The sequence below is a fragment of the Parabacteroides sp. PH5-46 genome (assembly GCF_029892785.1).
GTDB lineage: Bacteria > Bacteroidota > Bacteroidia > Bacteroidales > Tannerellaceae > DFXE01.
Genome location: NZ_JARXXA010000005.1, coordinates 200,747 through 222,270, shown reverse-complemented (window position 1 = coordinate 222,270; position 21,524 = coordinate 200,747). Strand labels below are relative to the sequence as shown.

Below are 21,524 nucleotides of genomic sequence, written 5' to 3'. Positions count from 1 at the left end.
ATGGTGAAGCAACTATGGGGATATGCTGCTGTAGCAGCCAGATGGCTTTCCGGCCGGGTAGCGGCTATTACAGCGCTATCTTCATTATTGTTTTTTGTTATCCTGTTGGGTTTCGGTCTGATCGGTATTTCTTCCTGGCTCTTTGTCTTGTCATTCATCTATTTTCAGATTGTTTTGGGATTGGTTATTTTCCGCCGACTCAAACATTTTAGGTGGAAAAGGGATACTGGTTTTATGTTGAATCACGTGGGTTTGTTTATTGCGTTATTGGCTGCCATGCTGGGAAACGGAGACCTGCAACGCCTGCATATGACTGTAACAACGGACTTTCCCGAATGGAGGGTGACGGATGAAAAGGGAGAGATGGTGGAGCTTCCTTTAGCTATTGAGCTGAAATCGTTTACCATTGATGAGTATCCGCCAAAGCTATTCCTTGTAGACAATACCACAGGAGAGGTCTTGCCGGAGAAGCAACCACAGAACTTGCTGGTAGAAGACTGTCCGCTGACAAGCCGTTTGCTGGACTGGGAGATAGAGGTTACCGACTACTTGCCTTCGGCTGCCGCCATGATAACGAAAGATACCGTCCTGTTCAAAGCTTTTCATTCTGAAGGAGCTACCTCTGCCGTATATGTGAAAGCGCATAATATGACAGATGACACTCGGCGCGAAGGCTGGGTGAGTTGTGGTAATTTTATGTTTCAATACGTGGCGCTTCGGCTGGATGATAGGGTAAGCCTGATTATGCCGGATCGTGAACCCAAACGATTTGCCTCTGATATTATCGTTTACGCAAAAGACAAAGACACAAGAGAATACATGCTGGAAGTGAATAAGCCGATGTCAGTGGCCGGATGGAAGATATACCAGTTGAGCTATGACGAGCGCATGGGGAAATGGAGTCGTACAAGCGTCTTTGAACTTGTAAGAGATCCTTGGCTTCCTACTGTGTATCTGGGGATTTTGATGATGCTGGCAGGTGCTGTTTATCTATTTGTTTCTGCTCCTGTAAAGAAAGATTGATATGAGTTGGGATTATTTTATATACATCGCATTACCGTCTGTCCTGTGCTGGATAGCAGGGGCTTATTTTGCTTATAAAGCAACTGGTTATAAGAAGGCTATTGCATTTACTGTCGCGGGATTACTCCTTTTCTTTTCTTTCATCATTGGAATGTGGATGTCGCTGGAGAGGCCTCCTATGCGTACAATGGGCGAAACGCGCCTTTGGTATTCGTTCTTCCTGCCGATAGCGGGACTGATTACGTATGTGCGTTGGCGGTATAAGTGGATATTGTCTTTCAGTACCTTACTATCGTTTGTCTTTATCTGTATCAACCTTTTAAAGCCCGAAATACACAATAAAGCCTTGATGCCGGCTTTGCAAAGCCCTTGGTTTGCTCCGCATGTAATCGTCTATATGTTTGCGTATGCCATGCTTGGAGCCTCGGCTATTATTGCTTTTTATTTACTTGTGAGCAAACGTAAAGTAACGATTGATCGCTCCATCATGTCATTGTGTGATAACCTGGTTTATGTTGGGACAGCCTTTCTGACAATAGGGATGCTGTTCGGAGCCTTATGGGCCAAAGAAGCCTGGGGGCATTACTGGTCGTGGGATCCCAAGGAAACCTGGGCGGCGGCTACCTGGCTGGGCTACCTGCTTTATATCCACTTCCGCTTATACCGACAGGCTAACCATCGGACAGCTCTGGGATTGATTCTTTTCTCTTTCCTTTTGCTGCAGATTTGCTGGTTTGGCGTCAACTACCTGCCGTCAGCGCAAGGCAGCATACATGTATATAACTAACAATAAATAATTACTTAAATAGATGATATTATGAAAAAATGGATGATGTTTTTTTGGGGATTATTGATGTGTCACTTCGCTTTTGCAGAAGGAAATGAAGCGAATGATTCAAAAGAAAATGAGTTTACTATAGGTGTGCAGATTCGTCCGCGTGCCGAATACCGCAACGGTGTACTATATCCTCGCGCCGAGGGTGCCGAGCCTGTCGGGTTTATCAATAACCGGGCACGTATGTCTATGAGTTATAAAAGGGACAAACTATCGTTGGGGCTTTCTGCTCAGCATGTGGGAGTTTGGGGACAAGACCCTCAGATTGATAAAAACGGACGTTTCATCTTGAATGAGGCTTGGGCAAACCTGGATTTGGGCAATGGCTTTTTCGCCAAACTGGGACGTCAGTCTCTGGTGTACGACGACGACCGTATCCTGGGTAGCTTAGATTGGAACGTAGCAGGGCGCTTTCATGATGCCCTAAAGCTGGGATATGAAAATCCGCAAAACAAACTACACCTGATACTGGCTTTCAACCAGAATGACGAGAAGACGATAGGAGGAACCTATTATGCTCCCGGCGCTCAGCCGTATAAAAATATGCAGACCTTGTGGTATCAGCATATTGGAAGTAAAGCATTCAATGCCTCCTTCCTGTTGATGAACCTCGGACAGGAGGCTGGCAGTACCGAAGAGAAAAAGTCTGACACCAAGTATCTGCAAACTTTAGGAACGAACATCTCTTACCAGCCAAACGCATTCTCCTTGTACGGAACGTTCTATTACCAGTTTGGCAAAACCGTTGCCAGCAAGGATGTCTCTGCTTATATGTTTGCCCTGAATGCCTCTTATCAGATAAATTCTACTTGGAAACTTATGGTTGCAACGGACTATTTAAGCGGAGACGAAGGGGATCCGGGCGATTATAAAGCATTTAACCCCTTGTATGGCACGCATCATAAATTCTATGGAACAATGGACTATTTCTATGCTTCGCCATTTATTAACGGGATGAATCCGGGCTTATGGGATAACCAGATCGGGATAACGTATAAAGCATCCCCTAAAGTAACCTGCTTGTTGAATTATCACTACTTCCTTACAACAGCAGATGTTTATGTAGATAATAAGGAACAAGACAAAGGGCTTGGTTCGGAAATAGACCTCCAGCTCAACTGGAGTATCATGAAAGATGTAACTCTTTCTGCCGGTTATTCAATGATGTTTGGTACAGATGCCATGCAAGCTGTAAAGGGAGGACATCCCGACAGTTGGCAAGACTGGGGCTGGGTATCGCTGAATATTAACCCGAAAGTATTTTTCTCGAAATGGTGATTTTAAACTGAAAAGTTTTACATTTGTAGAAGTTCAAACTTTTCAGTTAAAATGATAGAATTAGATGAGCTGAAGGATATTTTTACGATTCCTCTGTTTCGTAATTTTACCGGAAAAATGCAGGAAGAAGTCCTGGAGCGCCTGGAATACAGAATTGACCACTACCGCAAAGGCGAAGTGATAATCAGACAGGGAACTGTCTGTAACTATCTCCACATTTTGCTGAAGGGTAAACTATATGTAGATGTGCTTGACGTTTCCGGGGGAAAGGTTCGTGTAGAAACAATCAGAGCCCCCCGGACGTTTGCAACTCCTCACATTTTCGCTCAACGAAATCTTTTTCCAGCTACATTTACGGTAATAGAAGATGTGACTTTATTGCGTGCTACTAAAGAATCAGTCTTTGCGTTGATGAATAGTATGCCGCTGTTTCTTCAAAATTTCCTGTGTGTAAGTACCAGTTGTAATAAATGCACGATGACACGTTTGCGTGTACTTACTTTCCGTGGTATCAGAAACCGTTTTATCTATTACCTTTTTGATAATGTACAGGAGGGAACTGATGTTGTAGAGTTGGAGCATAACCAGGTGCAACTGGCCGAGTATTTCGGAGTGACCCGTCCGGCATTGGCTAAAGAAATTCGAAAATTAGTAGAAGAAGGTCTAATCAGTATCTCGAATAGAAAAGTGAAGATTCTTGATCGGCATGCACTTTCGTGTATGCTGTAACCATATAGTGAGGAATGAGTAATTATGAATTAACCTTAAATAGTCAATGTTATGTTCAAAAAAGGGATACTTTTAGTTGTTGGAACAGCTTGTATGGTATATACTGTTATGGCACAAGATAGCCCTGTGTTATTATTCCCTGGAGGAGCTCCCGGAGAAACAGTTGATTTAATTGAAAAGGCAGATACGGACGGAGCAAAAACCGGAGGAGAGCCAGTTTTGCGTATTTCAAATGTTTGTGAACCAACTGTTACCATATATCAAGCTCCTGAGGATATTGCTGTAGGAACTGCCATGATTGTTTGTCCTGGTGGAGGTTACAATATTTTAGCCTATGATCTGGAAGGAGATGAGGTGTGCGAATGGCTCAATAGCATAGGTATTACAGCAGTCTTATTAAAGTATCGTGTTCCCCGCAGAGAAGGTAAAGAAAAACATGAAGCACCTCTTCAAGATGTGCAAAGAGCTATCGGCTATATTCGCGCCCATGCAGACAACTTGGGTATCGATAAAGAGCGGATTGGTGTGATGGGTTTTTCTGCCGGAGCACATCTGTCGGCAACAGCTAGTAATAATTTCCAACAACGTACCTATCCCTATATTGATGCTACCGATAAAGTAAGTTGTCGTCCGGACTTTTGTCTGTTGGTTTACCCCGCATACCTGGATCGTGAAAACTTCGGGATTGCTCCGGAATTAAAGGTTACATCACAAACTCCGCCTACCATGATTATTCAGACGGAAGATGATAAATCATACATAAACAGTAGTTTATTCTATTATTATGCTTTAAAAGAGGCCGGGGTATCTGCCTGGATGCACCTATATAGCAAAGGAGGACATGGATATGGCTTGCGGGATACTGGTGCTACAGTCAATGAGTGGCCGGAAAGAGCCGAAGACTGGTTCCGCGAAATAGGTGTCATTGAATAAATCTTACCCGACGACGAGGTTTCATAGTTGTGTTTTGAAGTGCAAATATTCGGAATAGTGAGCGTTTTTCTCGTTTGTATACAAAAAATGCATATCTTTGTCCCCGTTATGAAACCATGGGGCTGACCGGTTTTGACAGCGGGTAGAAGTGGTTTGTAAGCATGTAGTGCGTGGTTGGCTTGCACTTGAATCTCAGACAACGACCATTTAACTGGCGAAAATAATTACGCTCTCGCTGCTTAATCGAAGTATAGTAGATTTTAGCTTAATTCCGGCACTAGGTGCTGGAACGTGACATCACCCGGATGCTGTTGCTCCGAAGCGTTCCGATCAGGTGGTGCAGCAATATCGGAGATAGCTTAAAGGAAGCCTCGGACTTTAGGCGAAAATTTAGAGGATAAGGTTAGAGTTGGTAGCTTCGGTCTTGCTCTCTCCCGACAAATAAAGCGAAGATAAACATGTAGAAAGCAAATTAGTTCCTCGTTTGGACGAGAGTTCGAATCTCTCCAGCTCCACAACTAAGAATGAATATCAAAAAGTAACCCTGTAGTTCTTTGAATTACAGGGTTACTTTTTGATTTAATAAAACTATTTTTAACGTGAAATTGTTAATACGAAAGATTCTTTAGGGCAAAAATGGTTAAAATTGATAATTTAACCAGTTTAGGTTTGATATTGACCAAGTAAACTCTTTGTTTTTGCCCACCTTTGGCAAGTTTTAGAATTTTAATAGGTTATTGAGATGACTAATGAAAAAATGAGTAAGTACCGGAAAGGGTATATTACTCAGGTAATCGGATCTGTGGTTGATGTACGTTTTGAGAAGGAAGAAGGCAAAAGGATAAAACTTCCTCATATTCATGATGCATTGGAGGTTTATCGCTCGGAAACGGATGTGCTGACACTGGAAGTACAGCAGCATATCGGTGAACATACCGTGCGGACGATATCCATGGACAGTACGGATGGGCTGAGGCGGGGATTAACTGCGTACGCTATCGGTTCGGCGATACAGGTGCCGACAGGAGAGCAGGTGAAAGGACGTCTGCTGAATGTTGTAGGACATTCGATTGATGGAATGTCCGCTTTGAGCAAAGAAGGCGGTTTGCCTATTCACCGAGAAGTGCCGAAGTTCGACGAACTGAATACAAAGCGAGAAGTACTGTTTACAGGTATTAAGGTGATAGACCTGCTTACTCCTTATTCTAAAGGAGGAAAGATTGGTTTATTTGGTGGTGCGGGAGTTGGTAAAACGGTTCTTATTATGGAACTGATCAATAATATAGCCCGAAAGCATAATGGATTCTCTGTTTTTGCAGGAGTTGGCGAACGTACCCGTGAAGGTAACGACCTATTGCGAGAGATGATTGAAAGTGGTGTGATCCGTTACGGAGAGGCTTTTAAGAAAAGTATGGAGGAAGGCCATTGGGATTTGTCGAAGATTGATTATGACGAATTAGCCCAATCGCAGGCAACGCTGGTTTTTGGTCAGATGAACGAACCTCCGGGAGCCCGTTCTTCAGTTGCTTTGTCCGGATTAACGATTGCCGAATCGTTTCGTGACAATCCCGATGTAGGACCCAAGGATATCCTATTCTTTATCGACAATATTTTCCGTTTCACACAGGCGGGTTCAGAAGTTTCCGCTTTATTGGGGCGTATGCCTTCGGCAGTAGGGTATCAGCCTACGCTGGCTTCCGAGATGGGAGCGATGCAGGAGCGTATCACATCCACTAAGAACGGTTCTATCACCTCTATCCAGGCAGTGTATGTACCGGCAGACGACTTGACAGACCCGGCGCCGGCAACTACTTTTACCCACCTGGACGCCACGACGGTATTGAGTCGTAAGATAACAGAGTTGGGGATCTATCCGGCGGTTGACCCGTTGGATTCAACCTCCCGTAACCTGGATCCGCTGGTGATTGGTGAAGACCATTACCAAACGGCTCAACGGGTGAAGCAGGTATTGCAGAGAAACCAGGAATTGCAGGATATTATCTCTATCCTGGGTATGGAAGAACTGTCGGATGAAGATCGCTTGTTGGTAAGCCGTGCTCGCAGGATACAGCGTTTCTTGTCTCAGCCGTTTACTGTGGCTGAACAATTTACAGGCATTCCCGGCGTTACTGTAGATATAGAAGATACAGTCAGGGGATTCCGGATGATTATGGATGGCGAGGTAGACCATCTGCCGGAACAAGCATTCCTGAATGTAGGAACGATAGAGGATGCAATTGCCAAAGGTGAGAAGATTAATGCCGAATCGGTAAATTGAAAGGGAGATGAAGTTCAAAATAATAACCTCACAGGGAGTGATTTGTGATAAAGAAGTAAGCAGTGCAACACTTCCGGGGACGCTTGGAGAATTTACTGTGCTTCAGAATCACGCACCGATCCTAACCTCCCTGCGGAAAGGAACTATTTACATTGTGACCGGAGAGCAAACGGAAACAATAGAGGTGGAGACTGGGGTTGCTGAAGTAAAGCAAAATAATATCCAGGTAATACTGGGATAACATAAATAGAAGAGATAACATACGAAGAAATGAAGTACAAACTAAATATCAGGTTATATGGCCTTTTATCTGCTGCCTATCTGGCAACCGGTATTATTGGAGCGCTTGTTTTTATCTATCTGATACCCATACTTGATTATTTTGAGTTGTATCCTGTAATCCCTGTTTTTTACTGGTTGACAGGAATGATATTAAATAATGCCCTCGATCGTTGCCGTTCGTGGAATCCCGGCCAACTGACAAATGTGTATATGATGTGTCGCATGATTAAATTCCTGTTTACAATCATATTCCTGTTGGTGTGCATCCATTTCGTAGGAGACGACCGAAAGAGTTTTGCTATCTCGATTATGTTTAACTATTTACTTTACACTGGTCTTGAATTATACATTTTCTATCTGTATAATAAAAGAGAGAAAAAATATGATAGTAAAAAATAATAGAATACGTCTGTATATCTTCCTCTTTTTCCTTGTTTTTCTTATTCCATCCGCCCATGCGGAAGAAGAACTTAGTGTGAAAGAAATTGTTTTCGAACATATTGGCGATGCTTACAATTGGCATATCGCTACTGTGGGGGAAAAGGAGATATGTATTCATCTTCCGGTGATTGTCAGGGGGAAGAATAGTGGATGGCATATCTTTTCGTCTTCCCGATTGAGTCATGGGGCTGAATATAACGGTTTCCGTATTGCCGTCGAGGGAGATTACAAAGGGAAGATAGTAGAACGGAACAGTACAGGCGAGGAGGTACGTCCTTCAATAGATATATCCTTTACAAAGAATGTATTGGGGCTGTGGATCAATTGCATTGTATTACTATTGGTGATTCTCCCGGTAGCCCGTTGGTACAAACGGCATACGTTTGAGCCTCCGAAAGGCTTTCGGGGAGCGGTGGAAATGTTGATAACAAACGTGCAGGACGAACTGATTAAGCCCTGCATCGGAGAAGATTACAGACGCTATTCGCCTTATCTTCTGACGGTTTTCTTTTTCATCTTTGTCAATAATGTGATGGGGCTGATCCCTTTCTTTCCCGGAGGAGCCAACATCACAGGGAACATAACGATCACATTATTCCTGGCTCTATGTACCTTCCTTGTGGTGAACTTTAGTGGCACCAAGGAGTACTGGAAAGAGGTCTTCTGGCCTGATGTACCTGCTTGGCTGAAGGTACCGGCACCCATCATGCCTCTCTTGGAGATCTTCGGAGTAATTACCAAACCTTTTGCTTTGATGATTCGTTTGTTTGCCAATATCATGGCGGGGCATTCGGTAATCATCAGTCTGGTGTGTGTTATCTTTATTACTGTATCTATGGGTGTAGGCATTAATATAGGGATGTCTGCTCTGTCTGTTGTGTTTACCATATTTATGAACTTTGTAGAATTGCTTGTTGCTTATATACAGGCGTATGTATTTACACTCTTGTCGGCCGTTTTCATAGGCCTGGCAAAGGTGAAACATGTAAAGAATTAAGAATTTACAATTAATCATTAATCATTAAAAATTATGTTATTGACAACATTATTAGCGGCAACAACCGCAGGACTCGGGACGTTAGGTGCAGCATTAGGAGCTGGTTTGGCTGCTATTGGTGCAGGTATTGGAATTGGAAAGATAGGTTCTTCCGCTATGGAGGCGATTGCTCGTCAACCGGAGGCTACGGATAATATTCGTATGAATATGATTATTATTGCGGCGCTTATTGAAGGGGTAGCCCTCTTTGCTGTTGTAGTATGTTTCTTGGCTATTTAAGCGTATGTCGTTACTAACTCCGGATATAGGGCTTTTATTCTGGATGACGCTCTCATTCGGAATTGTCTTCTTTATATTGGCAAAATATGGGTTTCCCGTTATTAGCCGAGCTGTCGAGAAGCGAAATCAATATATCAACGATTCGCTCCAGGCAGCCCGGGAAGCGGAAGCCCGGCTCGCGAAGCTGAATGCCGAGGGTGACGCCATCCTCGAACAGGCACGTAGTGAGCGAAACGCCCTGTTGCATGAGGCACAGGAAATGAAACAACGAATCATCAGCGATGCCAAGGAGACAGCAGAAGCAACAGTCCGCCTTCAGAAAGAGAGGGCAGCCGTAGAAATAGAAGAAACAAAGAAAAAGGCGCTGGGAGAGATCAAGGATCAAATAGCCGGTATTTCGGTAGCTATTGCGGGAAAGGTGCTTGCTAATGAGTTGAAAGAAAGCGAACAGCAGAACCGTTTGATAGACCGATTACTGGACGAGGAACTTACACTTAATAATTAACCATTAATCATTAGTAAGTTATGGACATAGGAATGATCTCCCGAAGATATGCAGAAGCGCTTCTGATGTATGCGCAAAAGCGTGGCAAAGACAAGGATGTCTATTACGAAGCGCGCATGGTTAGTCGTGTCTATCGGGAATATCCTGCCCTGAGACGGGTGATGAGTAACTTGATGCTGACACCCACTAAAAAAGTGGAGATAATCAACGCTTGCACACCGGAAGAACTCAGCGACGAGATGGGGCATTTCTTGCGTTTGCTGATCCGGGAGAAGCGGGAAGAATTTCTGCAGGAGATTTGCCTGAGTTATGAAAAACTGTTTCGGGAAGCAAACAACTGGCATGATGTTCATGTCATAACAGCAATACCCTTAGAGGAAGAAACAGAACAGAAACTAAAAAGAAGACTGGAAAAGTACATAAACGGAACGGTTAATCTTTATACGAAGGTAAACCCTGCCCTGATCGGCGGTTACGCGGTCTTGTGGGATACCTATCGGATGGATGCCAGTGTGGCGTCGCGGCTGAAGCGCATCGAGAAAAGATTAATCGATACAACGAATAATTAAAGAAAGAAATGGCACAAAATATCAGAGTAAGCGAGATACCTGAGATTCTTTTCAAAATACTGGAAGAGAATGATCCGGATAAAACACTGGAAGAAGTAGGGACAGTAATCCAGATAAGCGACGGCGTGGCGCGTATCTATGGTCTGCGAAATGCCGAAGCCAGCGAATTACTGGAGTTTGATAACGGTATAAAGGCAGTTGTCATGAACCTGGAGGAAGACAATGTAGGGGCCGTTTTGCTGGGACCTTCCGAACTAATCAATGAAGGTGATATGGTGAAACGAACCGGACAGATCGCTTCCTTGCCCGTAGGCGAAGGACTGATAGGTCGTGTGATCAATCCCTTGGGAGAGCCACTCGACGGAGCAGGTCCGATCGCTGGAGACCGGATACAGATGCCGCTTGAGCGGAAAGCCCCCGGGGTGATCTTCCGTCAGCCGGTAAACGAACCATTACAGACAGGCATAAAAGCCATTGATGCCATGATACCTGTAGGGCGCGGACAGCGTGAGCTGATCATTGGTGACCGCCAGATCGGAAAGACGTCGATTGCGATCGACACTATCCTCAATCAGCGGAAAGGCTATGAAGAAGGCAAACCGGTTTACTGCATCTATGTGGCCATTGGGCAAAAGGCATCCAGTGTAGCCTCTCTCGTCGATGTATTGCGAGAAAAAGGGGCGATGGATTATACAACGGTGATTGCTTCTCCTTCGTCAGACCCGGCGGCGATGCAATATTTCTCTCCGTTTTCCGGGGCAGCCGTTGGTGAGTATTTCCGTGATACGGGACGTCACGCGCTGGTGGTGTATGACGATTTGTCGAAGCAGGCGGTAGCTTACCGTGAAATTTCTCTGATCCTGCGTCGTCCTTCCGGGCGTGAAGCGTATCCGGGAGACATATTCTATCTTCATTCCCGGCTATTGGAGCGGGCGGCGAAGATCATCAATCAAGATGAGATTGCCCGTACAATGAATGATTTGCCGGAAAGCCTTGTCGGAAAGGTGAAAGGAGGTGGTTCGCTGACTGCATTACCGATCATTGAAACACAGGCTGGCGACGTATCGGCCTATATTCCCACCAATGTGATTTCCATTACCGACGGGCAGATATTTTTAGATACGGATCTGTTCAACCAGGGAAATCGCCCGGCCATCAACGTGGGTATCTCCGTTTCCCGTGTGGGAGGAAACGCACAAACCAAGTCGATGAAAAAAGTAGCCGGTTCGCTGAAAACGGATCAGGCACAATACCGCGAACTGGAATCCTTTGCCCGCTTCGGTGGAGACATGGATGCCATCACCCTGCAGGTAATTGAAAAAGGACGGAGGAATACCGAATTGCTGATTCAGCCTCAATACCAGCCACTCAGAACCGGTGAACAGATTGCTATCCTGTATTGCGGCACACATAATCTGCTGAATAAAGTTCCGCTGGATAAGATTCGCGATTTTGAGCGGAGCTTCCTGGAGCAGTTGCGCCTATCCCACGAGGAAACCATCATTGCTCCTTTGGAAAGAGGCGAAATAAACGAAAAGATAGAAGCACTTATTAAAGAGACGGCAGCGTCTGTTAGTGATCAATATATAGACAGAATTTCATCATAATATGGCTTCATTAAAAGAAGTAAAAAGACGAATCGCATCGGTCCAGAGTACGCGTAAGATTACGCAGGCCCGGCAAATGGTCTCGTCTGCACAATTACATCGTTCGCAGAGTGTCCTGGAGAAGGCTGTTGCTTACAAAGAGTCCTTGGATTCGATGCTGTGCGGATTAGTAGCTTCCGATAGCGACTTAACTTCACCTTACCTTCAGAAGCAGGAGGGGGGAGTGATTGCTGTTGTTATTATGGCATCCAACTCAGGGATGTGCGGCTCCTTCAATGCAAAGATGGAAAAGGAGTTATCTGGCCTTAGTAGTTTGTATCCGGGTCAGGAATTACTCTTTTTCCCCATAGGGAAGAAAATCCGCGAAGCGGTCTTGCATCAGGGCTTTGAGGTAGAAGAAAACTTTGACCACCTGGCGGAAAAAACGTCTTTTGAAGAAAGCCGTTCGCTCTCCCGGCACTTGATGCAGTTGTTCCGCAGCCGGAAGGTTAAGCAGGTGGAAATGCTTTATTATCATTTCAAAACAGTTTCTACACAACTAATCACATATAAAACATTGTTACCTTATACTTTCACCCCGGAAGAAGAAAGGAGGATAAACGACGAGACAGATGATTATATCCTGGAACCTTCCCGGAAGGAGTTGGCCGAAACTTTGGTGGAAATGTGTATCCATGCAGACTTTCATACAGCCTTGATGGATAACCAGACTTCGGAACATGCCGCCCGCACCATTGCTATGCAGATAGCCAGCGAAAATGCCGACGATATCCTGGCCGAACTACAGACCAGCTTCAATAAGCTGCGGCAGAACAACATTACTAACGACCTGTTAGACATCAACAGCAGCTCCTTTGCTTAAAAGAGGATAAGGAATTTAGGTTAATTTCTGATTTTGTTTATCGAAGATTGGGCGAAATCGATTAGTTGTGGTTATCTTTGTTTGGACGTTGATTAAAAAGGTCTGTAATCGAATTAAACTATGATACAATGAGTACAGATGGATTAAAAATAGACTTAATAAGCCGCATTGTGAATACGAGTGACCTCGGCATTATAAAGGAACTTCGCAAATTACTCGACTTCGAACTTGAGAAAGAAGCGTATCTGCTTACATCTGAACAGGAGCAAAGGCTTTGTGAAGCAAAAGCCGAGTACCGCGCGGGACATATCTTACCGGAGCAACAAGCTGATGAAATAATTGAACAATGGCTAAACGAAGAATAGTCTGGACTCGGAAAGCCAATCAAGAACGCAAGGATATACTGGCTTATTGGATAAAACGAAATCACTCCAAGTCGTATAGCATAAAACTGAATAAATTAATAAAAGACTCCGTACAATTGGCGGCTCAATATCCCAACACAGGTAGAAAAACAACGTTGGAAAATGTCAGGGTAAAGATTGTTCGTGATTATCTGTTGTTTTACGAAATAAACAAAACAACCCTCGTTGTTCTGACAATATGGGATAGCAGACGAGACGAAAAGACATTGAGTGTACCTTTCGTGTAGAAAGCAAAGAAGAAGAACTTACTTTTCTTTTGTGATTTAATAAATATCAAAGATATATGTTTCAGAAACTTGTGGCAATAGAGCCTGTCAGTCTTATTCCTTCGGCGGAAAAAGCGCTTTATTCTTTCGCTGAGGAGGTTGTCATGTACCAGGATATACCTGCGGATGATATGGAGGTGGCACGCCGCATTGGAGATGCTGATGCCGTATTGTTAAGCTATACTTCCCGGATTAACCGGGCGGCATTAGAGAAGTGTCCGAATGTGAAATACATAGGTATGTGTTGCTCCCTATATTCCCCGGAAAGTGCGAATGTGGATATCCGTTATGCAAACGAACGGGGTATTACGGTAACGGGCATCAGGGATTATGGTGATGAGGGTGTCGTAGAATATGTAGTCAGTGAACTGGTGCGTTGTCTACATGGATTCGGACAGGAACCATGGGATGGGATGCCTCGCGAAATCACAGGATTGAAAGCCGGTATAATAGGGCTTGGAAAATCAGGCGGAATGATAGCTGATGCTTTAAAGTTCTTCGGGGCAGATATTGCTTATTTTGCCCGCAGCGAGAAGAAGGAGGCCAAAGATAAAGGTTATCGCTTCTTACCACTTAATGAGTTGCTGGCTCAAAGTGAAGTCGTTTGCTGTTGTCTCAACAAAAATACAGTATTGCTATACGAAAACGAGTTTAACTGTTTAGGAAACAAGAAAATACTCTTCAATACCGGACTTTCGCCCGCATGGGACGAAGCTGCATTTGCAAAGTGGCTGGAAGGTGATAACCTTTGCTTCTGCGATACGGTAGGAGCGCTTGGAGGAGAACACCTGCTTACGCATCCACACGTACGCTGTATGAAGACATCTACGGGTCGCACACGACAGGCATTCGATCGTCTGAGCGAAAAGGTGCTGAAGAACCTGTCAGAATACGATGGGTGAAACGATATTGATAAGTGTACTCACCACCGACCAACCGGCAATTTCAGGTGTGGTGCTATATACGTCCACAACAGCACGCACCTGATCGTTTTTTATCTCAACTCGTTGGGTATCTCCGATAAATCCGGGAGTGGATTGCATCGTAACGTGCATAGCCTCGGGGCCAACCGAAGCCAATGAAGCGGCTACCGATACATTGAGTCCTGTCGGGAATACGGATATGGCTTCCCGCGCAGTTCCTGAAAATACGACACGTTTCTCGGTTTCCAAAGCCGGATCATACACCGCTGATCTTCTCAATGCATTGACCCCTTTTTCGTTGAAGAAGCTGGCAGACGCATTTCCCATCAGAGCGGCAGTCCGCAACACATCAAAGCCTCCGGTAGCGCCGGATGCAATGTATATACGCGTAGCATGAGCCTTCGCCATCTCCTTTACTTCATTATAAAAGGCCGTGTCGGCAAACGCACCGATAGACAGGGTAATAATCGAAGTGCCATTCTTTAAAGTAGGCAAAGCCAGTTCTTTCATGGCAGCGGGAGAGGCTGCTTCCACTAAATAGTCAGGCTTTAGCGCCAGCAAATCTTCGAGTGTTGCACATGAGGTACAGGGCTTGCCATGTTGCTGCATCCTGGATGCAAGATTATCTGCTTTTGAAACTGTACGTGAATAAACCCCGACTAAGTTATACTCAGGTAATAAGTCGTTAAGAACTGCATTTGCAACAATTTCCGCAAGCCGTCCACATCCGGCAATTACTAATTTTTTCATGCAGCCAAAGATACTGCATTTAACGCATAAGCCAAAACTTTTAATAGGGGGCTCCGCTATTTAAACAAACTCATCAGGCTATCCTTATAACTCCCTCCTACGGGTAATTTTTTACCGGCTATCTGAAGGATGTTCCTTTCTATCATATCAATATGCTTTAAGGATATAATATAAGATTTGTGTATCCGGATAAACTGATCGGAGGGCAACCTTTCTTCCAGCTCTTTGAGGGAGAATAGAGTCGTAATCCGCTGTTTGGTGGTATGGAAGGTTACGTATTCCCGTTGTCCTTCAATGTATATCAATTCTTCGTAATTAATCCGGTACACTTTGTATCCACTTTTAATAATCAGACAGTCTTCTTCGGGCGTAGCCGGTGGTTGCTGAATGACGTTCACAACAGGGGTAGGGGATGTTTCAGGAATTCCTTTCCTTTCGGTAACCTTATTTATCGCTTGCAAAAATCGAGGAAAAGCAATGGGCTTCAGCAAGTAATCCACTACATCCAGCTCGTAGCTTTCAACAGCATATTCCGAGTAGGCTGTTGTAAAGATAATGGCTGGCGGATTCTTCAGGCGGCGGGCAAATTCCAAACCGGTAATCTCCGGCATCTGAATATCCAGCAACAGAATATCGATCTTTTCCTTTTGCAGTATTGTCATGGCTTCAAACACATTGGAAGCCATTCCGGTAAGCGTCAGGAACGGAAGTTTGGATACATACTCCGACAATAGCTTGCGGGCATGATATTCATCATCAACAATAAGAACATGCAGGAGTTCGTTCATAACTGTCTTTTGGGTTTGTAAAGGTAATAGATAATTGAACTCTGAACGAGTCAGGCGTATTGGAGATATCCAACTTATAATTGTCGTCGTAATAGATATCCAGGCGCCTCTTTACATTCTCGATACCTATGCCGGGGTCTTTTGCTACAGTAGTCTGTTTGATCATTGGCTGGCTGTTTTCAGCAACAAAATATACCTTATCTGCATCCGCTTCCATCGAGATGTGGATATAGCTGTTTTTGTCCACCTCTAAAGGTGTGTGTTTAAAGCAATTCTCTACTAGCGGCTGAAAGATCATCGGCGGGATGGAGAGGGCTGCATTTTCATCTACTCTACAGCTGAAACTGATATCCTTGGCACATTCAAAGCGCAGTTTCTGAAAGTCGATAAAGTTCTCGATATATTCGATATCCTTGATCAACGGTGTCAGTTCGGTTTCGCAATCCTCCATCAGGTAGCGCATCATCTGAGCCAGTTTCAAGACATAGCCGGATGTGTACTCGTCCTTAAAGTACGTCATCGAATAAATGTTGTTCAAGGCATTGAACACAAAGTGCGAATTGATTTGCGATTTCAGCACCCGGGCTTCCAATGTTTTCCTTTCAGACAATAGTTCCTCTTTCTGCCGGACGGTTTCCTTCGCTTTCTGTCCAAAGGTTACGATGCTGGAAAGAGCAAAACTCATGGTCAGAAGCGCAACGTATTTAGAGGTGGAAAAAAAGTCTTTATATTCATAAAAAGGTATGCCGTCTCTCATTATATCAGCTATAGGCTCTTTTATAATCATATAATAAATAGTTGTTTCAAGATGGGCCGACAGGTTTACCATCACAAGAAGCATGATGATGCAGGAGAAGATATAGGTACCTTTTCTGCCTTTCAGCATCAGGCGGGGGATAAGCACTTTCTGATTAAAATAGTAGACTGTCATAACACTAACAAGTGTTACTACGGCCACTACAAAGGATAACTTCACACTTATCCAGAGGTTATGCGGAAAGGCCAGTATAAAAACCAAGGTCCACAGAATAAGTGCCTGAAAGCCTATCTTGTTTCGTATATATTCAATTACTTTATTCATGTTGTAAGCATAAGATATTAAAACGATTTAAAAGTAATAATAATCATTATACAAAAATAAATTATTCAACTAACTACCCCATGTTTTCAAACAAATCCCCTGAATCTTCAACCAAACGGATTATCCGCCGGTTTCCTATCAGCAAACGGTATTGTTGAAGGAATATCCCCTTTTGGTACAGATAGTTTCCGGGTATGTTGAGTTTTTTTTGTTAAACCGGAATTCTTGCAGACTTTCGCCTTTGAAAAGAAAAAATTCAAATATAGAAATATCATGGATCTACTAAAATTTACAATCGGAGTAATCATGTTAATGGTAATGATGATCTCGTGTGGGAATAACAATCAAACGGCAAATCATGAGACTACTGCTCAGGAATATCCGGTAATGGTAGTAAAAAAACAGGATGCAAATATGCAATCCGTATATCCTGCTACCATCAGAGGGCAAGAGGATATAGAAATCAAACCTCGTGTGGATGGTTATATAGACGCTATATATGTAGACGAAGGTTCGGTAGTGAGGGCAGGGCAGGCATTGTTTAAAATCAACTCTCCTTCTTCAGAGCAAGCGCTTACATCGGCCAGAGCTGCGGTAAACAGCGAGATGGCACGGGTGAATACAGCCAAAGTAGATGTGGAACGCTATCGTCCGTTGGCGGAAAAAGGTATTGTCAGCGAAGTTCAGTTGCAAACTTACGAGAATGCCTACAAAACAGCACAGGCTGTGCTTGAACAGGCAGAAGCCACACTGAAGAACGCACAGGCCACGATGAGTTGGACAACTGTTACCAGCCCTGTAGACGGAGTGGTAGGATCTATTCCCTATCGTAAAGGTAGTTTGGTGAACAGCAGCAGTACGTTGACCAGTATAGCCAATACCGGGAGTGTGTATGCCTATTTCTCGTTGAACGAACGCAAGTTAATGGACTTTCTGGATGGAGTGGAAGGTACTACCCAATACGAGAAAATAAAGAACATGCCTCCTGTAACTCTTATTCTGTCTGACGGTTCCATCTATGAAGATAGAGGTAGGATAGAAACCATCACCGGAACAGTAGATATTACAACCGGCTCTGCTAATTTCCGCGCAGAATTTCCTAATAAATCCGGCAAGCTGAGAAGCGGTACAAGCGGAAAGATTGTCATACCGAAAACCCTCAGCGAAGTGTTTGTTATCCCACAGCATGCCACCTTTAATCAGCAGGATAAAGTATTGGTATATAAGATGGAAGGTGATTCGATAAAACAACATCTTATATCGGTTCAATCCATGCCGAACGGGCTGGATTATGCTGTAACAAAAGGCTTGTCGGATGGCGACAAAATCGTATCAGACGGTGTTGCTACCCTTCGGAACGGCATGAAGATAGCTGTAAAAAGAGAGCTTACAGCCTCCAATTAATAGATAAATACATAGAGAATAAAGCATCCTGACTCCCCCTTTTGAAAGGGGATAGGGGGTATGTTATGCCCTCTTGGAAAGGAAATAAAAACCAAGAATTATGCTTAAAACATTTATAGAACGTCCTGTATTATCTACCGTAATATCCATTATTATAGTAGTATTGGGTATTATCGGGCTAAATATGTTGCCCATAGAGCAATATCCGGACATCGCTCCGCCTACTGTACAAGTGGAAGCCTCGTACAACGGAGCCAATGCCGACGTGATGATGAACAGTGTGATTATCCCACTGGAAGAGGCCATCAACGGGGTGGAAGGTATGACGTATATGACATCGTCTGCTGAAACCGGCTCTGCGAATATAACTGTCTATTTCAAACAGGGGATCAACCCCGACATGGCGACGGTTAACGTGCAGAACTTGGTAAATCAGGCTTCCTCCCTGTTGCCGGCAGAGGTAACACAAGCCGGAGTAACTGTCCGCAAGCAGCAGACAAGTAATATTCTGATGATGTCATTTGTGTCGGAGAATCCCGATTATGACTCCAAATTCCTGCAAAACTATGCCAATATCAACATCATTCCCCAGATTAAGCGTGTGTATGGAGTAGGGAATGCCCAGGTATATGGAGCAAACGACTATTCGATGCGTATCTGGTTGAAACCCGATGTAATGGCATCGTATAAGATATCAACTAACGAGGTAATCGCAGCTTTGCGAGACCAGAATATAGAAGCGGCTCCCGGTCAGTTGGGAGAGAACAGTAACCAGGCTTTTCAATACACCCTGAAATATACCGGAAGGCTTTCTTCTGTGGAAGAGTTTGAAGACATCATTGTGCGTTCGCAGGATGGAAAGATCGTACGGATGAGTGATGTGGCTGATGTAGAGTTGGGATCGCTTATGTATAGTGTATCTACCACCACAGATGGAAAAGCATCTATTATGATGGCTATTACGCAGACGGCAGGCTCTAATGCGCAGGAAGTACTTACCAATGTAAAAGCCGAATTGGACAAGGCTGCGGAAGACCTTCCTCCGGGATTGAAATTTACCTACCTGATGGACGTAAGCGACTTCCTGAATGTCTCTATCAGCAAGGTTATTACAACATTGATTGAAGCCTTCCTACTTGTCTTCCTTGTTGTCTTTATCTTTTTGCAGAATTTCAGGTCTACGCTTATACCGGCTATTGCCGTACCGGTAGCTATTGTAGGGACATTTTTCTTCCTCTGGATCATGGGATTCTCTATCAACTTGCTGACATTGTTTGCTTTGGTGTTGGCTATCGGTATAGTGGTGGATGATGCCATTGTCGTCGTCGAGGCGGTACATGCCGAACTCGAAAGCGGAACGAAAGACCCGAAAGAGGCAGCCATCAAAGCTATGGGAGAGATTGCTCCGGCTATTGTCTCTATTACATTGGTGATGGCATCGGTATTTATCCCGGTTAGCTTTATTGGCGGAACAAGTGGTATATTCTATAAGCAATTTGGTCTTACACTGGCAGTTGCTATCGGTATTTCGGCGATTAATGCTTTGACGTTGAGTCCTGCTTTATGTGCCCTTTTCCTGAAGCCGCATGACGAAGAACTGGAGAAAAAGAACTTCCTCCAACGCTTCTACTATTACTTCAATGTGGGCTTTACGGCTACTACCTCTAAGTACAGAAAGTCTCTCGTCTTCCTGGGTAAGAAAGGGCATCGTTGGATTACAGTTGCCATAATAGGGGTAAGTGCTGCCATACTCTTCGGTTTAATGAACATATTACCTACCGGATTCGTTCCGCAAGAAGATAGTGGAGGTGTTATGGGTATGATTACACTACCTCCCGGCTCTTCACTTGAAAGAACCGATTCCGTACTTCAGGCAGTTGTGAAAATGGCGAACGAGATTCCTGAAGTAAAGCATGTAGGTAGTATTAATGGTATAAGCTTCATGAGCGGGATGGGTAGCTCGTATGGTTCTGTCATTATAAAGATGGACCATTGGAACAACCGCAAGATTACAGCCAATGAAGTCGCTGCCATGCTGACGGAGAAGACCAAGTCTATAAACAACGCTACTTTCATGTTCTTCGGTACGCCTACCATTCAGGGATTTGGACTGAGTAGTGGGGTGTCGGTAAACCTGCAAGACCGTACCGGTGGCGATATCTATAAGTTTTACGATATAACCAATGATTTCCTGGCCCGTATGAACGAAAGGGAAGAGGTAATGATAGCTATGACGACTTTCAACCCCAACTTCCCCCAGAAGCAACTGGAGGCTAATATGCCCAAGATCAAGGATGCCGGTTTAACCCTGAGCGATGTAATGGGGACTTTACAGGCCTATATAGGTAGCCAGTATATATCCAACTTCAACCTCTACGGGAAGCAATTCCGCGTCATGGTACAGGCATCACCCGAATATCGGTCTAAGCTAGACGACTTGGACGGTCTGTTCGTAAAGACGGCAAGTGGAGAAATGGCTCCGGTAACGGAATTTCTGACTATAACAGACGTTACAGGGCCTGAAACCCGTACTCGATTTAACCTTTACTCGTCTATGGAACTGACTATTATTCCTAACTATTATGGGGGTTACAGTTCAGGGGATGTTATCAAAGTGATTGAAGAAGTGAAAGCGCAGGCATTGCCGTCGGGATATAGCTATGAGTTCTCCGGTATGACGCGTGAAGAGTCTGAAAGTAGCAGCAAAACTGTTTTGATATTCGGCCTCTGTCTGATATTTGTATATCTCTTGTTGGCTGCTTTGTATGAGAGTTATATCCTGCCGTTAGGTGTAATTTTCTCGCTGCCTGTTGGTTTGGCAGGTGTGTTTATCTTCTTGTCAGCCTTCGGATTAAGCCAGGGAATTACAAACAATATCTATGTGCAGATATCCCTCATTATGCTTATCGGATTATTGGCAAAGAATGCCATCCTTATTGTTGAGTATGCCATCCAGCGGCGCAAGCAGGGCATGAGTATCGTTGAGGCGGCTGTAAATGGAGCAGTAGCCCGTTTCCGTCCTATTCTGATGACCTCTTTTGCTTTTATATTCGGTCTGTTGCCATTGGCTATTTCTACAGGTGCAGGGGCTATCGGTAACCGTTCTATCGGTATCAGTGCCATTGGAGGTATGCTTATCGGTACGCTTATCGGCGTCTTGGTTATCCCCTCCCTGTATATTATATTCCAGTCTATACAAGACAGGTTCAGCAAATCGGGAATGATAAATTCAAACGATGAAACCATCAATCGATTAAGAAAGAAGTAAT

General features: G+C 44.2%; 22 protein-coding genes and 1 other RNA gene. 20 read left to right on the top strand and 3 right to left on the bottom strand.

What is annotated here, in order from left to right; all coding sequences use genetic code 11:
* From M2470_RS07310 to M2470_RS07225, 18 genes are all read left to right on the top strand, one after another.
* Nucleotides 1-1,023, top strand: a complete 1,023-nt coding sequence (locus M2470_RS07310; protein ID WP_280744385.1) for a cytochrome c biogenesis protein ResB — start codon at nt 1-3, stop codon at nt 1,021-1,023.
* 1 nt (nt 1,024) lies between these two features.
* On the top strand, nt 1,025-1,810 hold the full coding sequence (gene ccsA, locus M2470_RS07305; protein ID WP_280744384.1) for a cytochrome c biogenesis protein CcsA: 786 nt from the start codon (nt 1,025-1,027) through the stop codon (nt 1,808-1,810).
* A gap of 30 nt (nt 1,811-1,840) precedes the next feature.
* A complete protein-coding gene (locus M2470_RS07300) occupies nt 1,841-3,136 on the top strand; it encodes an alginate export family protein (protein WP_280744383.1) in 1,296 nt (431 codons plus the stop codon).
* Nucleotides 3,137-3,187: 51 nt separating this feature from the next.
* On the top strand, nt 3,188-3,865 hold the full coding sequence (locus M2470_RS07295) for a Crp/Fnr family transcriptional regulator (RefSeq protein WP_280744382.1): 678 nt from the start codon (nt 3,188-3,190) through the stop codon (nt 3,863-3,865).
* Between the two features lie 51 nt (nt 3,866-3,916).
* Nucleotides 3,917-4,798, top strand: coding sequence for an alpha/beta hydrolase (locus M2470_RS07290; protein ID WP_280744381.1), 882 nt, complete (start codon nt 3,917-3,919; stop codon nt 4,796-4,798).
* 118 nt (nt 4,799-4,916) lie between these two features.
* Nucleotides 4,917-5,316, top strand: a transfer-messenger RNA (tmRNA) gene (gene ssrA / locus M2470_RS07285).
* 239 nt (nt 5,317-5,555) lie between these two features.
* Nucleotides 5,556-7,076: a F0F1 ATP synthase subunit beta gene (gene atpD / locus M2470_RS07280; protein ID WP_280744457.1), complete on the top strand. Its 1,521-nt coding sequence runs from the start codon at nt 5,556-5,558 to the stop codon at nt 7,074-7,076.
* 7 nt (nt 7,077-7,083) lie between these two features.
* A complete protein-coding gene (atpC, locus tag M2470_RS07275) occupies nt 7,084-7,317 on the top strand; it encodes an ATP synthase F1 subunit epsilon (protein ID WP_280744380.1) in 234 nt (77 codons plus the stop codon).
* A gap of 29 nt (nt 7,318-7,346) precedes the next feature.
* Nucleotides 7,347-7,757: a hypothetical protein gene (locus M2470_RS07270; RefSeq protein ID WP_280744379.1), complete on the top strand. Its 411-nt coding sequence runs from the start codon at nt 7,347-7,349 to the stop codon at nt 7,755-7,757.
* Entirely contained in the window at nt 7,741-8,796 is a 1,056-nt protein-coding gene (atpB, locus tag M2470_RS07265) for a F0F1 ATP synthase subunit A (RefSeq protein WP_280744378.1), read from the top strand. The genes M2470_RS07270 and atpB overlap by 17 nt, the downstream gene beginning before the upstream one ends.
* A gap of 33 nt (nt 8,797-8,829) precedes the next feature.
* Nucleotides 8,830-9,075, top strand: coding sequence for an ATP synthase F0 subunit C (gene atpE / locus M2470_RS07260; RefSeq protein WP_280744377.1), 246 nt, complete (start codon nt 8,830-8,832; stop codon nt 9,073-9,075).
* Between the two features lie 4 nt (nt 9,076-9,079).
* The gene (atpF, locus tag M2470_RS07255; RefSeq protein WP_280744376.1) at nt 9,080-9,580 is read left to right on the top strand and encodes a F0F1 ATP synthase subunit B; all 501 of its coding nucleotides are present in this window, start codon (nt 9,080-9,082) and stop codon (nt 9,578-9,580) included.
* A 20-nt stretch (nt 9,581-9,600) separates the two neighbouring features.
* Nucleotides 9,601-10,149: a F0F1 ATP synthase subunit delta gene (locus tag M2470_RS07250; protein WP_280744375.1), complete on the top strand. Its 549-nt coding sequence runs from the start codon at nt 9,601-9,603 to the stop codon at nt 10,147-10,149.
* Nucleotides 10,150-10,157: 8 nt separating this feature from the next.
* Nucleotides 10,158-11,756, top strand: a complete 1,599-nt coding sequence (gene atpA / locus M2470_RS07245) for a F0F1 ATP synthase subunit alpha (RefSeq protein ID WP_280744374.1) — start codon at nt 10,158-10,160, stop codon at nt 11,754-11,756.
* A 1-nt stretch (nt 11,757) separates the two neighbouring features.
* Complete coding sequence (atpG, locus tag M2470_RS07240; RefSeq protein WP_280744373.1) at nt 11,758-12,618, top strand: ATP synthase F1 subunit gamma; 861 nt, start codon at nt 11,758-11,760, stop codon at nt 12,616-12,618.
* Between the two features lie 128 nt (nt 12,619-12,746).
* The gene (locus M2470_RS07235; protein WP_280744372.1) at nt 12,747-12,983 is read left to right on the top strand and encodes a hypothetical protein; all 237 of its coding nucleotides are present in this window, start codon (nt 12,747-12,749) and stop codon (nt 12,981-12,983) included.
* Entirely contained in the window at nt 12,965-13,270 is a 306-nt protein-coding gene (locus M2470_RS07230) for a type II toxin-antitoxin system RelE/ParE family toxin (RefSeq protein WP_280744371.1), read from the top strand. The genes M2470_RS07235 and M2470_RS07230 overlap by 19 nt, the downstream gene beginning before the upstream one ends.
* 56 nt (nt 13,271-13,326) lie before the next feature.
* Nucleotides 13,327-14,211: a D-isomer specific 2-hydroxyacid dehydrogenase family protein gene (locus M2470_RS07225; protein ID WP_280744370.1), complete on the top strand. Its 885-nt coding sequence runs from the start codon at nt 13,327-13,329 to the stop codon at nt 14,209-14,211.
* On the opposite strand, the gene M2470_RS07220 is transcribed toward M2470_RS07225, so the two are convergent.
* Genes M2470_RS07220 through M2470_RS07210 form a run of 3 tightly spaced genes read right to left on the bottom strand, consistent with a single transcriptional unit; the run spans nt 14,194 to nt 16,851 of the window.
* Nucleotides 14,194-14,982 carry an aspartate dehydrogenase domain-containing protein gene (locus M2470_RS07220; RefSeq protein ID WP_280744369.1) on the bottom strand — a complete coding sequence of 263 codons (789 nt, stop codon included), beginning with the start codon at nt 14,980-14,982 and terminating at the stop codon, nt 14,194-14,196. The genes M2470_RS07225 and M2470_RS07220 overlap by 18 nt on opposite strands.
* A gap of 56 nt (nt 14,983-15,038) precedes the next feature.
* Nucleotides 15,039-15,770, bottom strand: coding sequence for a LytTR family DNA-binding domain-containing protein (locus M2470_RS07215; RefSeq protein WP_280744368.1), 732 nt, complete (start codon nt 15,768-15,770; stop codon nt 15,039-15,041).
* A complete protein-coding gene (locus M2470_RS07210; protein ID WP_280744367.1) occupies nt 15,739-16,851 on the bottom strand; it encodes a histidine kinase in 1,113 nt (370 codons plus the stop codon). Before M2470_RS07210 ends, M2470_RS07215 begins: the two co-directional genes overlap by 32 nt.
* Before the next feature lie 273 nt (nt 16,852-17,124).
* On the opposite strand from M2470_RS07210, the gene M2470_RS07205 reads away from it, so the two are divergent.
* Both M2470_RS07205 and M2470_RS07200 read left to right on the top strand, forming a co-directional pair.
* Nucleotides 17,125-18,255: an efflux RND transporter periplasmic adaptor subunit gene (locus tag M2470_RS07205; RefSeq protein WP_280744366.1), complete on the top strand. Its 1,131-nt coding sequence runs from the start codon at nt 17,125-17,127 to the stop codon at nt 18,253-18,255.
* 100 nt (nt 18,256-18,355) lie between these two features.
* Nucleotides 18,356-21,523: an efflux RND transporter permease subunit gene (locus M2470_RS07200; RefSeq protein ID WP_280744365.1), complete on the top strand. Its 3,168-nt coding sequence runs from the start codon at nt 18,356-18,358 to the stop codon at nt 21,521-21,523.
* Nucleotide 21,524 lies beyond the last annotated feature (1 nt).

Coding starts and splice junctions, on each gene's coding strand:
- M2470_RS07205 (WP_280744366.1), top strand. CDS start 17,125: ATGGATCTACTAAAATTTACAATCGGAGTAATCATGTTAATGGTAATG.
- atpG (WP_280744373.1), top strand. CDS start 11,758: ATGGCTTCATTAAAAGAAGTAAAAAGACGAATCGCATCGGTCCAGAGT.
- M2470_RS07250 (WP_280744375.1), top strand. CDS start 9,601: ATGGACATAGGAATGATCTCCCGAAGATATGCAGAAGCGCTTCTGATG.
- atpC (WP_280744380.1), top strand. CDS start 7,084: ATGAAGTTCAAAATAATAACCTCACAGGGAGTGATTTGTGATAAAGAA.
- M2470_RS07290 (WP_280744381.1), top strand. CDS start 3,917: ATGTTCAAAAAAGGGATACTTTTAGTTGTTGGAACAGCTTGTATGGTA.
- atpD (WP_280744457.1), top strand. CDS start 5,556: ATGAGTAAGTACCGGAAAGGGTATATTACTCAGGTAATCGGATCTGTG.
- M2470_RS07220 (WP_280744369.1), bottom strand. CDS start 14,982: ATGAAAAAATTAGTAATTGCCGGATGTGGACGGCTTGCGGAAATTGTT.
- atpE (WP_280744377.1), top strand. CDS start 8,830: ATGTTATTGACAACATTATTAGCGGCAACAACCGCAGGACTCGGGACG.
- M2470_RS07225 (WP_280744370.1), top strand. CDS start 13,327: ATGTTTCAGAAACTTGTGGCAATAGAGCCTGTCAGTCTTATTCCTTCG.
- M2470_RS07200 (WP_280744365.1), top strand. CDS start 18,356: ATGCTTAAAACATTTATAGAACGTCCTGTATTATCTACCGTAATATCC.
- M2470_RS07210 (WP_280744367.1), bottom strand. CDS start 16,851: ATGAATAAAGTAATTGAATATATACGAAACAAGATAGGCTTTCAGGCA.
- M2470_RS07295 (WP_280744382.1), top strand. CDS start 3,188: ATGATAGAATTAGATGAGCTGAAGGATATTTTTACGATTCCTCTGTTT.
- M2470_RS07215 (WP_280744368.1), bottom strand. CDS start 15,770: ATGAACGAACTCCTGCATGTTCTTATTGTTGATGATGAATATCATGCC.
- M2470_RS07270 (WP_280744379.1), top strand. CDS start 7,347: ATGAAGTACAAACTAAATATCAGGTTATATGGCCTTTTATCTGCTGCC.
- M2470_RS07230 (WP_280744371.1), top strand. CDS start 12,965: ATGGCTAAACGAAGAATAGTCTGGACTCGGAAAGCCAATCAAGAACGC.
- atpA (WP_280744374.1), top strand. CDS start 10,158: ATGGCACAAAATATCAGAGTAAGCGAGATACCTGAGATTCTTTTCAAA.
- atpB (WP_280744378.1), top strand. CDS start 7,741: ATGATAGTAAAAAATAATAGAATACGTCTGTATATCTTCCTCTTTTTC.
- atpF (WP_280744376.1), top strand. CDS start 9,080: ATGTCGTTACTAACTCCGGATATAGGGCTTTTATTCTGGATGACGCTC.
- ccsA (WP_280744384.1), top strand. CDS start 1,025: ATGAGTTGGGATTATTTTATATACATCGCATTACCGTCTGTCCTGTGC.
- M2470_RS07235 (WP_280744372.1), top strand. CDS start 12,747: ATGAGTACAGATGGATTAAAAATAGACTTAATAAGCCGCATTGTGAAT.
- M2470_RS07310 (WP_280744385.1), top strand. CDS start 1: ATGGTGAAGCAACTATGGGGATATGCTGCTGTAGCAGCCAGATGGCTT.
- M2470_RS07300 (WP_280744383.1), top strand. CDS start 1,841: ATGAAAAAATGGATGATGTTTTTTTGGGGATTATTGATGTGTCACTTC.